Source organism: Shigella flexneri 2a str. 301, from assembly GCF_000006925.2.
GTDB lineage: Bacteria > Pseudomonadota > Gammaproteobacteria > Enterobacterales > Enterobacteriaceae > ECMA0423.
This window is the reverse complement of record NC_004337.2, coordinates 1931732-1946172: the sequence shown is the minus strand read 5'-3', so window position 1 is coordinate 1946172 and position 14441 is coordinate 1931732. Positions and strand designations below refer to the sequence as shown.

The 14441-nt window shown below is 51.2% G+C and carries 19 protein-coding genes, 4 tRNA genes, 1 pseudogene and 5 other annotated features; of the genes and pseudogenes, 15 read left to right on the top strand and 9 right to left on the bottom strand.

Annotated features, from left to right (window positions below):
• Window positions 1–17: 17 nt before the first annotated feature.
• Both yecN and yecE read right to left on the bottom strand, forming a co-directional pair.
• Window positions 18–413 (bottom strand): hypothetical protein, encoded by a 396-nt coding sequence (gene yecN, locus SF1910; protein NP_707757.2) that lies wholly within the window; start codon window positions 411–413, stop codon window positions 18–20.
• A gap of 52 nt (window positions 414–465) precedes the next feature.
• Window positions 466–807 (bottom strand) — a sequence feature (Similar to Escherichia coli K12 conserved hypothetical protein gi: 1788175 (273 aa). BLAST with identity of 99% in 114 aa. This CDS has been truncated. The sequence has been checked and is believed to be correct.).
• Window positions 466–807 (bottom strand): annotated as a pseudogene (gene yecE / locus SF1909). Its footprint overlaps the feature before it by 342 nt.
• Before the next feature lie 166 nt (window positions 808–973).
• Window positions 974–2222 (top strand) — a mobile genetic element.
• On the opposite strand from yecE, the gene SF1908 reads away from it, so the two are divergent.
• Window positions 1010–1348 carry an insertion sequence element IS911 transposase InsN gene (locus tag SF1908; RefSeq protein ID NP_707756.1) on the top strand — a complete coding sequence of 113 codons (339 nt, stop codon included), beginning with the start codon at window positions 1010–1012 and terminating at the stop codon, window positions 1346–1348. (Overlaps the previous feature by 339 nt.)
• A complete protein-coding gene (locus SF1907) occupies window positions 1375–2214 on the top strand; it encodes an insertion sequence element IS911 integrase core domain-containing protein (protein NP_707755.1) in 840 nt (279 codons plus the stop codon). It lies within the feature at window positions 974–2222.
• A gap of 322 nt (window positions 2223–2544) precedes the next feature.
• On the opposite strand, the gene SF1906a is transcribed toward SF1907, so the two are convergent.
• The 4 genes from SF1906a to SF1904 form a co-directional block, all read right to left on the bottom strand.
• Window positions 2545–2787: a hypothetical protein gene (locus SF1906a; protein ID YP_008439258.1), complete on the bottom strand. Its 243-nt coding sequence runs from the start codon at window positions 2785–2787 to the stop codon at window positions 2545–2547.
• 123 nt (window positions 2788–2910) lie between these two features.
• Window positions 2911–3480, bottom strand: a complete 570-nt coding sequence (locus SF1906; protein ID NP_707754.1) for a bacteriophage protein — start codon at window positions 3478–3480, stop codon at window positions 2911–2913.
• Window positions 3477–4226, bottom strand: coding sequence for a bacteriophage protein (locus tag SF1905; RefSeq protein NP_707753.2), 750 nt, complete (start codon window positions 4224–4226; stop codon window positions 3477–3479). Before SF1905 ends, SF1906 begins: the two co-directional genes overlap by 4 nt.
• 43 nt (window positions 4227–4269) lie before the next feature.
• Complete coding sequence (locus tag SF1904) at window positions 4270–5097, bottom strand: serine protease (protein NP_707752.1); 828 nt, start codon at window positions 5095–5097, stop codon at window positions 4270–4272.
• Window positions 5098–5131: 34 nt separating this feature from the next.
• Window positions 5132–5895: a mobile genetic element, on the top strand.
• Here SF1904 and insB point away from each other — a divergent pair.
• Window positions 5377–5880: an insertion element IS1 protein InsB gene (gene insB, locus SF1902; RefSeq protein ID NP_707750.2), complete on the top strand. Its 504-nt coding sequence runs from the start codon at window positions 5377–5379 to the stop codon at window positions 5878–5880. Its footprint overlaps the feature before it by 504 nt.
• A gap of 455 nt (window positions 5896–6350) precedes the next feature.
• Window positions 6351–7613, bottom strand: a mobile genetic element.
• On the opposite strand, the gene SF1901 is transcribed toward insB, so the two are convergent.
• Both SF1901 and SF1900 read right to left on the bottom strand, forming a co-directional pair.
• Window positions 6393–7211 (bottom strand): insertion sequence element IS600 protein, encoded by an 819-nt coding sequence (locus tag SF1901; RefSeq protein NP_707749.1) that lies wholly within the window; start codon window positions 7209–7211, stop codon window positions 6393–6395. (Overlaps the previous feature by 819 nt.)
• The gene (locus SF1900; protein ID NP_707748.1) at window positions 7247–7549 is read right to left on the bottom strand and encodes an insertion sequence element IS600 transposase; all 303 of its coding nucleotides are present in this window, start codon (window positions 7547–7549) and stop codon (window positions 7247–7249) included. It lies within the feature at window positions 6351–7613.
• A gap of 139 nt (window positions 7614–7752) precedes the next feature.
• Here SF1900 and SF1899 point away from each other — a divergent pair.
• From SF1899 to SF4470, 6 genes are all read left to right on the top strand, one after another.
• Complete coding sequence (locus tag SF1899) at window positions 7753–8112, top strand: crossover junction endodeoxyribonuclease (protein NP_707747.1); 360 nt, start codon at window positions 7753–7755, stop codon at window positions 8110–8112.
• A complete protein-coding gene (locus SF1898) occupies window positions 8109–8798 on the top strand; it encodes a Q antiterminator encoded by prophage CP-933P (RefSeq protein NP_707746.2) in 690 nt (229 codons plus the stop codon). The genes SF1899 and SF1898 overlap by 4 nt, the downstream gene beginning before the upstream one ends.
• 176 nt (window positions 8799–8974) lie before the next feature.
• A tRNA-Met gene (locus SF4473) sits at window positions 8975–9050 on the top strand.
• A 1-nt stretch (window position 9051) separates the two neighbouring features.
• Window positions 9052–9128, top strand: a tRNA-Arg gene (locus SF4472).
• A 2-nt stretch (window positions 9129–9130) separates the two neighbouring features.
• Window positions 9131–9206, top strand: a tRNA-Thr gene (locus SF4471).
• Between the two features lie 3 nt (window positions 9207–9209).
• Window positions 9210–9284 (top strand) — tRNA-Gly (locus SF4470).
• A gap of 668 nt (window positions 9285–9952) precedes the next feature.
• Window positions 9953–11326: a mobile genetic element, on the top strand.
• Here the strand turns inward: SF4470 and SF1897 are convergent.
• Complete coding sequence (locus tag SF1897) at window positions 9984–11180, bottom strand: insertion sequence element ISSfl2 transposase (protein NP_707745.1); 1197 nt, start codon at window positions 11178–11180, stop codon at window positions 9984–9986. Its footprint overlaps the feature before it by 1197 nt.
• Window positions 11327–11443: 117 nt before the next feature.
• On the opposite strand from SF1897, the gene SF1896 reads away from it, so the two are divergent.
• The 6 genes from SF1896 to SF1891 are packed head-to-tail and all read left to right on the top strand — an operon-like array spanning window position 11444 to window position 14399.
• On the top strand, window positions 11444–11845 hold the full coding sequence (locus SF1896) for a DNA-packaging protein (protein NP_707744.1): 402 nt from the start codon (window positions 11444–11446) through the stop codon (window positions 11843–11845).
• An 11-nt stretch (window positions 11846–11856) separates the two neighbouring features.
• Window positions 11857–12228, top strand: coding sequence for a tail attachment protein (locus SF1895; RefSeq protein NP_707743.1), 372 nt, complete (start codon window positions 11857–11859; stop codon window positions 12226–12228).
• Window positions 12215–12805, top strand: a complete 591-nt coding sequence (locus tag SF1894; protein NP_707742.1) for a prophage CP-933K tail protein — start codon at window positions 12215–12217, stop codon at window positions 12803–12805. Before SF1895 ends, SF1894 begins: the two co-directional genes overlap by 14 nt.
• Window positions 12802–13203, top strand: coding sequence for a prophage CP-933K tail protein (locus SF1893; RefSeq protein NP_707741.1), 402 nt, complete (start codon window positions 12802–12804; stop codon window positions 13201–13203). The genes SF1894 and SF1893 overlap by 4 nt, the downstream gene beginning before the upstream one ends.
• Before the next feature lie 10 nt (window positions 13204–13213).
• Entirely contained in the window at window positions 13214–13954 is a 741-nt protein-coding gene (locus SF1892) for a prophage CP-933K tail protein (protein NP_707740.2), read from the top strand.
• Between the two features lie 58 nt (window positions 13955–14012).
• A complete protein-coding gene (locus tag SF1891) occupies window positions 14013–14399 on the top strand; it encodes a prophage CP-933K tail protein (RefSeq protein ID NP_707739.2) in 387 nt (128 codons plus the stop codon).
• The last annotated feature ends 42 nt before the right edge of the window (window positions 14400–14441 follow it).

Below are 14441 nucleotides of genomic sequence, written 5' to 3'. Positions count from 1 at the left end.
AAGTGGCGTATTGTGCGCTAACGCAGGGAGAAAACCAACTCCCAGGGCATATACCAAAGATTCGCCAGCACCATCAGCAACAGCGCACACCAGGTGGCGCTCATGCCGGAACGTCGCCAGCGAAACAGACGGTGATGAAAACCGTAATAATGCATCAGACGACCAGCAAGCAAAACGATGCCGCAAATATGCACCATCCAGGTTTCTGCGCCATTCATTTCCATAAACAGCATCAGCACAATCGCGATGGGAATATATTCCACCGCGTTACCATGAATGCAAATAGCGCTTTGCAGTTCGCTAAAACCACCGTCACCATAGGCAACGCGGTACTGCATTCGCAGGCGAACGACATCAAAAGAGAACTTCATTAATAACAACGCACTTAAAACGGCATATAGCGCGCTTACCATACAAACTCCCTTTAAAATGGCCGATGGCACCTGTCTATGATAGGTGGCAAATTCAGAAAAGAGAAGATTGCTGTGGAATAGCCGGAACTGCTCCGATCTCTGGAAGCGTTTTACGTAAGTCTTCCCACAGGGTATGTACCAGTTCCGGGGCCTGGGCAATATCTGGCGTATGTAAAAAAAGATAAGGCGTAGTGGTCTGATGCCACTGCGCTAATTTTTGTAACCAGACCTGAAATAATTCCCGGTTTTGCGTCATATCATCACTACCGATAAAACGGATCAGCGGATTTGTCGCCGTCAGTACAGCATGTACCGGAACTTTAGGTTTTTTTCGTTGAGCGTCGCGAATAGCTTCACTGTGTGGACGTGATGCATGAACCGGGCGGCTGTCTAAGATTAGCAAGGTCTAAATACACCTCCCGTTTCAGATGGTTCCTAAAGGTGATGCTAGTGGTTATGATAGACAGAAATGTAAGATTTCCGAGGGTTAGCTATGAGTGATGGATGGTTAGATTCTACTATGCAAGCAATAAACGATAGGATTAAAAGCCCATTATGGGTGAAGTGGCACACTGAATTTGGCCACCTGAACAGAGGTGATATGCTCACCTCAGAACAACACAGGTGCTCCAATGAAAAAAAGAAATTTTAGCGCAGAGTTTAAACGCGAATCCGCTCAACTGGTTGTTGACCAGAAATACACGGTGGCAGATGCCGCCAAAGCTATGGATGTTGGCCTTTCCACAATGACAAGATGGGTCAAACAACTGCGTGATGAGCGTCAGGGCAAAACACCAAAAGCCTCCCCCATTACCCCGGAACAAATTGAAATCCGTGAGCTCAGGAAAAAGCTACAACGCATTGAAATGGAGAATGAAATATTAAAAAAGGCTACCGCGCTCTTGATGTCAGACTCCCTGAACAGTTCTCGATAATCGGGAAACTCAGAGCGCATTATCCTGTGGTCACACTCTGCCATGTGTTCGGGGTTCATCGCAGCAGCTACAGATACTGGAAAAACCGTCCTGAAAAACCAGACGGCAGACGGGCTGTATTACGCAGTCAGGTACTTGAGCTACATGGCATCAGCCACGGTTCGGCCGGAGCAAGAAGCATCGCCACAATGGCAACCCGGAGAGGCTACCAGATGGGACGCTGGCTTGCTGGCAGGCTCATGAAAGAGCTGGGGCTGGTCAGCTGTCAGCAGCCGACTCACCGGTATAAACGTGGTGGTCATGAACATGTTGCTATCCCTAACTACCTTGAAAGGCAGTTCGCCGTGACCGAGCCAAATCAGGTGTGGTGCGGTGATGTGACCTATATCTGGACGGGTAAGCGCTGGGCGTACCTCGCCGTTGTTCTCGACCTGTTCGCAAGAAAACCAGTGGGCTGGGCCATGTCGTTCTCGCCGGACAGCAGGCTCACCATGAAAGCGCTGGAAATGGCATGGGAAACCCGTGGTAAGCCCGGCGGGGTGATGTTCCACAGCGATCAGGGCAGTCATTATACGAGCAGGCAGTTCCGGCAGTTATTGTGGCGATACCAGATCAGACAGAGTATGAGCCGGCGCGGAAACTGCTGGGATAACAGCCCAATGGAACGCTTCTTCAGGAGTCTGAAGAACGAATGGATGCCGGTGGTGGGTTACGTAAGCTTCAGCGAGGCAGCTCACGCCATAACGGACTATATCGTTGGATATTACAGCGCACTAAGACCGCACGAATATAACGGTGGGTTACCCCCAAACGAATCGGAAAATCGATACTGGAAAAACTCTAACTCGGTGGCCAGTTTTTGTTGACCACTTCAGAAGGCTTTGGATTACCGTCTGGTGATACGTGAATATACTCTCTTCCAACCATCCAGCATTCTTTCCGGGTCCGAAGAATTGTGCCTGGTTTGAGCCCGGTAATTGCGATTAGAACGCTTTCACAAACCCATTCATTGGGAGCCAGTTGAATCACATTGCCCATGCATTACCTCACACAACACTCAGCCCACGGCAGTGGCACCAGACCTCAAACATTCGTTTCACAATTTCACGACAGTAGAAACCGTCAACATCTCGCGTCAGGTCGTAGTGGTTGCCGTAACGCTGGTGGACCCATAGCTCAAACGCTTTATTCATTTTTTACTTCCTTTGCATTGCGCGTAATTTCTTCAGGTGCTTTTCTTGTTCTGTTTCAGCCAGAATCTTGTGATATTCCAGGTGGTCAATATGCTCGAACAGGCTACTGAATTCACCGATGCGTACTCGCCCGGTACGTCCGTCCATCCTCCGAAAGAACACTGAGTGCTCAGTACTGCGAGTAATTTCTACTGGGTATCCGGCTCTGTCTGTGTATATCTGCCCGCGTTGAATCAAAGCGAACATGTGGTTATCCCCATCGACAAATCGAGTACACAACAAACGCTACTGCGAATACCATCCCCAGAGTTACGATTGCATCAGGCCAGCTCATTGATTCACCTCCTGCGGCGTCCTGGTATTCGATTTTCATTCCGGATGCTCCTGAGCCACGTTGAAATCGCCATGATCACGACAAGGCATCACAACAAATTCAGGATTGCCATACATTGAGTTGATGATGGAATCAAACTGAATTCTGACCGCTTGCCCGTCACCGGAGGGACGTAACTGGACGGGAATAAATTTACGCTCACGACCAAACATCTTCTCTGGATAACTCAGGTAACCCGCCTGGAGCACCGGGTGAGTACAGCGGTCAAACTTTTTCGGAATGATGCGATCCAAATCCGGAAAACAACCGTCCACCAGTTTAATGCCGGTAATGGACAGTCGTCGCTGAAACTGGTCGCGATGAACAGCGATCGGCTCTTTACTAAAAATCAGCTCTGTCGTTTCGGCTTTGGCCGGGACGCCCCCTTCGAACTGGACAATGATGTTTTTCTTCGTCCGGATGCCGTGAGCCATGCGCAGTGCCACGGAACCATTGGTTGCCTCAATATGTTTCGGCGTGATGTGAAGACCGTTCAGGTAATAACGAACGTCGTTTTTAGCAGCGCACACCAGAGCGGCGCGAATAAGTTTTGACTGGATGATCATGCTTTATCCTCCCATCCGATCACCTGGAAAAGCCCCATCTTCGGGTGATACCAGCGTGTGCCGCGTGGGTCAGCCTCTGACATCATTTGGTGGAACGCCGCCATAAATGGCTCAAGCTCGACGATAGCCCTGCGAGACAACAGACCGTCCGGAGTCATGAATTCGTGGGTGTCTGTAGGAATTTGATATGCGTTCACCAGATTCCGACACTTGGTGTCACTCATTCCACTTTTGGCTACCACCTGGCGGTAACCGACATATCCGGCGCGCATATTTCCGCGTTTGATGGTTTCCACCGCTTCTGTGACTGTTTCGAGCTGTTCTTCCACATGATTCAGGCGCTTCTGTTGACGAACAGCGTCGGCGGCTATCGCAGCGATCATCTCGATTTCCGTTAGCGGTGTGCGAGTGCGGAAGTAGCTGTTAACCAGTTCGCGCTGAACCTGCCAGGCAAGGGCGTCATTGAATGGCTTCGTCAACATCAGGTAACCTGATTCAAAAAGTACAATCCCCGATGGTGCAAATTTAGAGAATGTTCCTTCCGGGAGGTCCGTACGTATTACGTCCGCACCTAATTCGGCATAATCCACACCGCTGATGAAATGCTCACGGTTTCGGTTGAATGCTGCACGCGCGGTTCCTTCCGGTCGCTGGTGGACTTCATCAATCATCGCCAGCGTCACAACACGCTGACCGCGATATTCGATTACCGGAAACTGTTTGTTGTTGATGGTTACAGTATTCATTTTTATCTCCAGACAGCCCGGCGTGTAATACCGGGCATATGTATTACTTAACCTGAATAAATGGTGTGTTGGCACCGCTGGTCATGTATTGCGGCAGTGTACCGTTCCACTTGTTGATGGCTTCCAGCTCCATAACGTTTGGGTTCTGGCGCAGAGCTTCACCGCGTAAACGAATAGCATCGGCTTCGGCCTGGGCTTTTGTGCGAATCGCATCTGCCTGTCCGGCAGCTTCCGCGCGCAACATGTTGGCTTCCGCTTCGCGCTGTTTTACTTCCTGCTCGCATTGCAGGGTTTTCTGGTTCGCCGTGACTTTGGCATTAATGCTGTCGATAACAGTAGGCGGGTACTCCGGCTTACCCACATATGAGAGGCTCATTACCTGAATACCGATGGGCGTCATTTCTTCCTGAATGTCTTTAAGAGCTGCATCCAGCAGCTCAGACTTGCCGCCGTCGATAAATTTGTCGGTGGTCATTTTGCTGGCCAGTCGGTTGAGTGCGTCGGTTATCTTCTGGCGCAGGTCGGTGTCGGTAATGTCGTCCACGCCTTTGCGGTAGGTCTGAAAGACTGTGGTAACTTTGGATGGATCAACTTTGTAGGCCACGCCGATGTGATAGCCGATGGTTGTACCGTCACTCATCTGGAAGCTGAATGGCTCATCGTAGGTCTTCATTTGTTTGAAGGTCGGGAAGATGTAAACCTCAGTGTTCCATCCCGTCCAGTAGCGCCCAACACCGACCACTTCTCCGACGCCTTTATCGTCGCCCAGTTTGTTTACCTTGATGCCAACATTACCAGGCTCAACGCGATCGCAACCGACAAGTCCGGTGGTCAGCAGAACAAGGGCTAAAGCAGGAATAACTTTTTTCATCTTTTATCCAATTAATTTTCTACAGGAATAGGTGATGCTGCCAACTTACTGATTTAGTGTATGATGGTGTTTTTGAGGTGCTCCAGTGGCTTCTGTTTCTATCAGCTGTCCCTCCTGTTCAGCTACTGACGGGGTGGTGCGTAACGGCAAAAGCACCGCCGGACATCAGCGCTATCTCTGCTCTCACTGCCGTAAAACATGGCAACTGCAGTTCACTTACACCGCTTCTCAACCCGGTACGCACCAGAAAATCATTGATATGGCCATGAATGGCGTTGGATGCCGGGCAACCGCCCGCATTATGGGCGTTGGCCTCAACACGATTTTCCGCCATTTAAAAAACTCAGGCCGCAGTCGGTAACCTCGCGCATACAGCCGGGCAGTGACGTCATCGTCTGCGCGGAAATGGACGAACAGTGGGGATACGTCGGGGCTAAATCGCGCCAGCGCTGGCTGTTTTACGCGTATGACAGGCTCCGGAAGACGGTTGTTGCGCACGTATTCGGTGAACGCACTATGGCGACGCTGGGGCGTCTTATGAGCCTGCTGTCACCCTTTGACGTGGTGATATGGATGACGGATGGCTGGCCGCTGTATGAATCCCGCCTGAAGGGAAAGCTGCACGTAATCAGCAAGCGATATACGCAGCGAATTGAGCGGCATAACCTGAATCTGAGGCAGCACCTGGCACGGCTGGGACGGAAGTCGCTGTCGTTCTCAAAATCGGTGGAGCTGCATGACAAAGTCATCGGGCATTATCTGAACATAAAACACTATCAATAAGTTGGAGTCATTACCCTTTTATCCTTAGAAAAAGAAAGACCCTTATAAATGGCATAAATGCAGGGCGGGGTCAGACACGCCAGAGCAAAGCCAGAAATCACTGCTACCGTATCCTTCATTGATATGAGGGCCGGAACGATTAATCCGTAAATACATGCGATAATTGCCAGTGATATAACTATTCTGAAATAAATGTTCATGGTCCTCCTGATGTATTCGGCTTGCCTTATTTAATTGCGTCATGGTTAATTTCGTTTACGTCAGAATGGTTTTGTTGCCATCAGTTCGTAATATCCGGCGCTCCATGTGTCATATTTTCTGAACCATTTTTCTGTATACTGTTTCCTGGCGATGAGTCTGCGCAGTCGTCTGATTGTTCGCTGGTGTGCGCGGGTATACTCTGTGGTTGATTCTCCACGTTTCCATATCTCATTCCCGTTGAAGATAAAACGCTTGTCAGGATGGCGTTGTGAGGTGTACTGGCAATAGCGGACACTACCATTTGTTCTTTTTTAAGCAGCCATCTGATGATATTTTTCCCTGAAGGCTGCCGGGGAGATATTCCCCAGACGAGAGTGACGACGCTGACGATTGTAGAAAATCTCAATGTATTCCCGTATTACTGAGATGGCTTCATCCCGGTTATTAAAACGATAGTGGCTCAGGCTCTCATTTTTCAGCGTTCCCCAGAAGCTTTCCATCGGAGCGTTGTCGTAACAGTTACCTTTACGCGACATTGATGTTTTCAGACCAAACTGCTCCTGTATGACCCGGTAATCGTATGCGCAGTACTGTGAACCTCGATCAGAGTGGTGGATTAGCCCGGCAGGTGGGCGCTGGCTCCTGAGCGCCATAAACAGGGCTTTACCTGTCAGCTCTTTTGTCATGCGCTCTCCCATGGCGTAGCCGACAATTTCACACGTATAAACATCTTTGATGCCAGCGAGGTACAACCATCCCTCCTGTGTGGCAACATACGTCAGGTCCGCCACCCAGACCTGATTTGGTGCTGTAGGAGCGAACGTCTGGTTCAGCAGATTTGGCGCAACTGGCAGATTGTGGTTCGGGTTCGTAGTCGCTCTGAACTTGCGTTTCTGCTTACAGCGTAGCCTCAGCTCCTTACGAAGACGTGCCAGTCGGTCACGACCAACGATGATGCCATTCTCTGCCAGCTCCGTCTGGAGCCGCCGGGTTCCATATGTTTCGCGAGTGCGGATATGTGCCACCTTAATCTCCAGCTTTAGCCGCTCATCACTTTGTTTTCTGTCTGAGGGTTCATGCTGTACCCAGTTGTAATAACCGCTCCTGGATACACCAAATACCTGACACATCGCTTCAATGGGAAATTGTTGTCGCCATTGTTCGATTAACGCGTATTTTTCAGCGACTCCTGTGCAAAATACGCTGTTGCTTTTTTTAATATATCTCGCTCAAGGCGAGCTTCATTTAACGCCTTACGCAGTTGCAGAATTTCAGATTCCAGTTCAGCCACCGTGCGGGAACCAGGAGTACCGAGCCCTTTTCTGGCGGCGGTAACCCATTGTCCTAAAGTGCCTTCAGGAAGGAATAATCGGGAAGCGTCTTCACTGATCGAAAGTTGATTTTCAAGAACCGTTCTGACAGCTTCGGCTTTGAACTCTTTAGAGTAACGTCGGGTTTTTCTGCTCATTATTAGCTCCTTCTGATGCCATTCTATTTCAGGAAGGAGTGTCCGTTAAACTCAGGCTACCTCAATATGGTACCCGCGCTTCGGGAACTGATGCAGGCGAAGCATCGCGCACAGAAAGCAGTAGATGAGCTGGTGGACTGTGTGGCAGAGCTGGAAACCAGAGTCGGAAAGTTTGAAAAGCTGGTGCAGGAGGTGCTGCGCTGATGCGCCATGAGTTTATTTTACCTTATCCGCCGACGGTGAATACTTACTGGCGACGTCGTGGCAGCACATATTTTGTATCAAAAGCCGGTGAGCGTTATCGCCGGGATGTGGCGCTTATTGTCCGTCAGCAGCGACTGAAATTAAGCCTGTCCGGAAGACTGGCGATAAAGATTATTGCAGAGCCACCGGATAAGCGGCGTCGTGACCTGGACAATATCCTGAAAGCACCACTGGATGCACTGACACATGCGGGGTTGCTTATCGACGACGAGCAGTTTGATGAAACCAATATTGTGCGCGGACTGCCTGTTCCTGGTGGTCGGTTGGGGATAAAAATCACAGAGCTGGAGTGTGCATGAATAACCAGTATTTACAGTTTGTTCGTGAGCAGCTCATTATCGCCACCGCTGATTTGAGTGGGGCGACAAAAGGTCAGCTTGAAGCCTGGCAGGAGAATGCCATGTTCGATACAGGGCGTTACAGGCGTAAAAAAATCCGGTACCGCGATGAGGTGACCGGAAAAATGATAACGCGGGATAATCCACCAATCCCGGGAAAACAATCACTGGCGAAGGGGGCGTCAATTCCTCTGGTCAGTCAGGTTGCGTTTTCGACATCATCGTGGCGGCGGGCTGTTCTGTCTCTTGAAGAGCACTATAAAGCCTGGTTGTTGTGGTGTTACAGCGGAAGTATTTGCTGGGAGTATCAGATCACCATAACCCACTGGGCGTGGGAAGAGTTTAAGGCTCATTCTGGCACTAGGAAAATTGCAGAGAAAACACAGGAACGCCTGAAAAAATTAATCTGGCTGGCGGCGCAGGCGGTAAAAGCAGAACTTTTTGGTGGGGAAGGTTATGAATATCAGGAGCTGGCATTACTGGCGGGAGTAACAACCAAAAACTGGTCCAAAACATTTACTGGTCACTGGGTTGTAATGAAACACATTTTTCACCGACTGGATAGTGAGGCTTTATTGTTTGTGATGAGAACACGTTCAGAACAAAAAGCGGCATTTTCAAAGCAAAGTATTGCAAAAGTAGATTAAAAGGCATATATCTCATGCAAATCTGATACTTTGCCGATTTTGTACGCGATGGTAAAGTAAGCAAAACCCGCCGCCGAGCGGTTTTTTTATGCCTGAAAAATGGCACAGGACGTTAAACGTGCTGGTGGTCAGATGAGTTTGCAGATGTGATGACATATGGTTATTATTCTGCCTCCGGCCCTTTAGCTCAGTGGTGAGAGCGAGCGACTCATAATCGCCAGGTCGCTGGTTCAAGTCCAGCAAGGGCCACCAACCACCACTAGCTCATCCGGATAGAGCATCAACCTTCTAAGTTGACGGTCCGAGGTTCGAGTCCTCGGTGGTGGGCCAGCGCCGACTTAGCTCAGCAGGCAGAGCAACTGACTTGTAATCAGTAGGTCACCAGTTCGATTCCGGTAGTCGGCACCATATGCGGGCATCGTATAATGGCTATTACCTCAGCCTTCCAAGCTGATGATGCGGGTTCGATTCCCGCTGCCCGCTCCAGCGAGATTTGAGACGAAGGTTGTTATTTGCACTGACACAATATTGTGTGGGAATGTCTGACTCCTTACCATCTCCTGTTCTGTGATGTTGTTTTGTTGCAGTTCCAGTGCTCTTTTTTCAGCACCAGAATGGTGCATTGTCGGTCAGGTTACGTAGTGAACCTCTGGCAGGGGACTGATGATTCATCATTCTGGTGTTGTAAATATCTCTTCGGACAACTTACAAAATATTCTAAGCAAACCCCGGGAACACACTCTTAACTGCCTTGGCTGGCGGTTTTTTGTACAGCGCTCGGTATGTGTGAGCTGGAAATCAGATTTTGCATGGACTGGAATCATGCTGTTATTTAGGGGCGAAGAACTGGCTTTTTCTTCCGCCTTCTCACCAGTAACGATTAGAAAAATAATGAAATGCCCCCCTCCGGGGAGGAGGACCGTAGAAAAAAGGACCCGCCAGCAAAAACATTGGGGATGAACAGCTTTCGCTACTCAGATTGCTGGCGGGTAAAGTTCCTCATGAATTAAGAATGCTACGCGATCTTTTTTAATGGAAATGAAAATTATTGTCAATTAGTCGTGCGTGTTTTTTCATACAATATTGGTAAAGGTGATTCAGGTCATCAGAGTTTTGCTGATGGCCTTTTTTCTTTCCGATAGCACAGGTCTGTCGGGGGGTGCCCCTATTAAGTTGTCAAGCATGTTATGACCCCTGCGGGGTATAAAAAGTCCCGTCGCGCATCATGGCGAACAGAACGTCGCAGCGTCGTCTCGCCAGGGCGATAAGCACCTGATTGTGTCGTTTTCCCTGACTCATTTTGCGGGTGTAGTAAGCCCTGGAGAGCGGATCCCTGAGCGCGGCGAAGGCCGACAGGAACAACGCCCGTTTGAGAGCTTTATTACCCCGTCGCGAGGGATGCTCACCGCGTATTGACGAGCCGGATCGCCGAGTTACCGGCGCAAGGCCAGCATAAGCAGCGAGATGTGCGGCAGAGGCGAAGGCGCGGCAGGCGACCTCGGTGAGGAGTCTGGCTGCGGTCCTGACACCGACTCCGGGCATACTGGTCAGGACCGGGTAAAGAGGGTGAGCAAGAACTCGCTGTTCTACCTCAAGCGCCACCTCGTCTCTTTGCTTACGCAGCGTGATGAGCTGGAGTGCCAGACGTGGCAGTACTACGGCAGCGGCATTCGTGCCGGGAACGACGACGGTTTGTTCGGCCAGTGCCTGAGCTATGTCTGCTGCAAGGCGTTTACCCAGACGAGGCGCAAGTTTGCAGAGCTGGGCTGCCAGCTTCTTCTCACCCAGCGAAGCGAGTTTTTCTGGTGAGGGATATCGCTGGAGAAGATCGAGTACCGCCGGGTGCTCAAGTCTCGGACCGAGAACGCGCTCCGGTGCCGGATGTATCTGGGTCAGAAGGCCGCGGATACGGTTGCTGGCCTGCGTTGTCTGTGCGGCAAGATCATCATCGAAGCCGCAGAGCATGGAGAGTTCGGCGATTTGCTCGTCAGCCAGTTTCAGCGTGCGTAGCGCGTGAGGCAGGGTACGGGCAGCTTCGGCAATGATGGCAGCGTCACGAGCATCAGTTTTAGCTTCACCGGCGTGTAAGTCGGCTATGCGGCGCATGGCCAGTCCAGGGAGGTATCCGACAAGGACTCCTTCTGAGCGGGCAACGGCGACAGGTAACGCACCGATGGTAGCTGGCTGATCAACAACCAGCAGTATCTGACCATGTTGTTTCAGGTCAGATATTAGCGACCTGAGTTTGTTTTCGTCGTTGGGTAATGCTTTATCGAACAGGCGTTTACCTGAACGATTAATGGCAACAGCGTGATGCGTATCTTTACCGACATCAACGCCGATAAAGACCTGGACGGATTCGTAATCGCTGGATTCGGTCATTCTGTCTCCCTTGTATATGGGTTAACCAGATAACCACGGGGAGCAGGTACCGGCATCCACGTTACAGACGGTCCCGGCAAAAGTGCCTGACCTGACCCCTATTAGCGGTTACCAGCGCCCCACCAGACCCGGTGACATCACCCCCCGGATCATGGACGACTGGGGGCAGTAATCATGCCGGGTCTGGCTGGCTAACACCCCATTATAAGGGGTACGAATAAAGTAACGGCGGGCTCCCGTTTTTTATTCGGACAGGAACAGATATGGCAAAGAAAGACGATAACCTGAAACGTCTGAGAGAACTGGCAGCATCGCTGGGACGTGAGCCGGATATCTCGGGAAGCGCAGCAGATATTGCGCAGCGTGTGGCTGAGCTGGAGGAGGAACTTGCCAATATGGATGACACTGACATCCGGGATAAGTCTGCCCACCCGGAAAATGCGCTGACCGGACATGAAAATGAGGTGATATCAGCGCAGCCGGAGACCGTGATTCAGAATATGGATGATCTGGTTACAGTCGTGGCACTGGTGACGCTGCATACCGATGCACTTCATGCCACGCGGGATGAACCTCTGGCATTTGTGCCGCCGGGAATGGCGTTCCGTGTCTTTGCCGGTGTGGCAGCCGGAATGACAGAACGTGGCCTGGCCAGAATGCAATAACGGGAGGCAGCGTGGCTGATTTCGATAATCTGTTTGATGTTGCACTTGATCTCGCAGACAAGGCCATTATTCGCAATATGGGGATTAGAGCGGTCATTACGTCAGGCCGGCTAAAAGGGATCATGATTTCCGGGGTTTTTGATGATCCTGAAAATATTTCTCTGGTGGCCGGCGGTGTGCGTATTGAAGACTCTTTACCATCCCTGTTTGTGAAAACAGCAGATATTTTACGGCTGTGTCGCAATGATTCGCTGATGATTGGTCGTGAGTCTTTCTGTGTGGATCGTATCACCCCTGATGATGGCGGATGTAGTTATATCCGGTTGCGGCGTGAGGGGCTGCCGGGAAACGTAAGGGCAGGACGATATTATGAAGGGGCTTGAGAATGCCATCCGCAATCTGAACAGCCTTGATACCCGTATGGTGCCACAGGCCAGCGCATGGGCGATAAACCGTGTGGCACAGAAAGCGGTCTCGGTTGCCACCCGGCAGGTTGCCGGGAATACCGTTGCGGGCGATAACCAGGTGAAAGGGATCCCCCTGAAACTGGTACGTCAGCGTGTCCGGGTGTTTAAAGCCAGTCCGTCAGGAAAAATGACGGCCAGGATCCGCGTTAACCGGGGCAATCTGCCCGCCATCAAACTGAACACAACACGGCGGCGTGCTGGTGAAGGACTGAGAGTGGGAAAATACTTTTTCCGGGGGGCATTTGTTCAGCAACTGGCGAATGGCCGCTGGCATGTTCTGAGGTGTCTTCCTGAAGCGCGTTTTGCAACAGGGCATGACCATCAGGGCAGGCTAAGAAAAAATCGTCTTCCTGTGGAGGTAGTGAAAATCCCGCTGTCCGGACCGCTGACACAGGCATTTGAAGATGCCCGCGACCGCATCATTGCTGCGGAAATGCCGAAACAGCTGGGGTATGCCCTGAAACAACAACTGAGGTTACATCTGAGTAAATGAACCGACACACACAAATCCGTCAGAGCGTGCTGGCACGCCTTCGGGAACAGTGTGGAGACAGCGCCACGTTTTTTGACGGGCTTCCGGCATTTATTGATGCGCAGGAACTGCCTGCCGTGGCGGTGTGGCTGAGTGATGCTCAGTACACCGGAAAAATGACGGATGAAGATGACTGGCAGGCTGTTCTGCATATTGCCGTCTTCATCCGGGCACAGGCACCGGATTCAGAGCTGGATATGTGGATGGAGAGCACCATTTTCCCGGCCCTGAATGATGTACCGGCACTTTCCGGACTCATCGACACCCTGAACCCACTCGGTTTTAACTATCAACGTGATAATGAGATGGCTACCTGGGCGATGGCGGAAATCACGTACCAGATCACGTACACGAATTAAGGAGGTGGTAATGACCACACCAAATCCACTGGCAAAGACGAAAGGTGCGGGGACAACGTTCTGGATGTATACCGGCAACGGCGATGCGTTTGCGAACCCTTTGTCGGACACTGACTGGCTGCGTCTTGCGATGGTGAAGGATCTGCAACCTGGCGAAATGACCGCTGATGCAGAAGATGACACTTATCTCGATGATGAAGATGCAGACTGGAAAACGACAACCCAGGGGCAGAAATCCGTTGGTGATACTTCGGCGACGCTGGCCTGGCGTCCGGGTGACAGCGGGCAGAAAAAACTGGTTCAGTTGTTCGACTCCGGTGAAGTCTGCGCGTTTCGTATCAAATATCCCAACGGCACTGTTGATGTTTTCCGCGGCTGGCTGAGCTCACTGGGTAAAACCATTGCCTCAAAAGACGTGATGACCCGCACTGTGAAAATCAGCGGTGTGGGGCGTCCGTATCTGGCAGAGGAAGGCACTGAAACCGTGGGTGTTACCGGACTGACGGTGGCACCGGCATCTGTCAGTGTCAAAGCGGGAGCAACCACCACACTGACCTTTACAGTAAAACCTGACGGGGCCAGTGACAAAGCGATCAGTGTGCATTCGTCAGATCCTCAGACTGCTTCGGTGACCCTGAGCGGGCTTGTGGCCACGGTGAAAGGCGTGAAGCAGGGCAGTGTCAGCATCGTGGGCATGACCTCTGACGGAGAGTTTGTGGCAGTGGCTGCGGTGACCGTCAGCGCACCATAACAGGACGATACTCATCATTGCCCCGGTTATCCGGGGCTTTTTGCATCCGGAGAACATGATGTTTCTGAAACAGGATACGTTTAATTATGAAAAACAGTCCGTGGTGCTCAGTGAGCTGTCCGGGCTGCAGAGAATTGAATATCTGACGTTTGTTCAGCAGCGAACGGCAAAGTTTGATGCACAGGAGGGAGAACTGCCGGAGGCTGAACGACAGATTGCTTTTCTGCGTATGGGAATGGATATCAATGCCTGGCTGGTTTCCCGCTCACTGTGGAATGCTGAGCAGTCTCAGGATGTTGAGACGCTTTGCGCATCCATTATGACAACATGGTCGTATGATGCGCTGGGCGCGGGGGCGGAGAGGGTTCTGTCGCTGAGCGGTATGGGGACCATTGAGAATGCCGGGGATGATGATCATGAGGCGCTGACGCCGGAAAAGTCCTGACGCGGGAAATGCAGTTTGTCATGCGGCTTGCCCGGGAGTTCC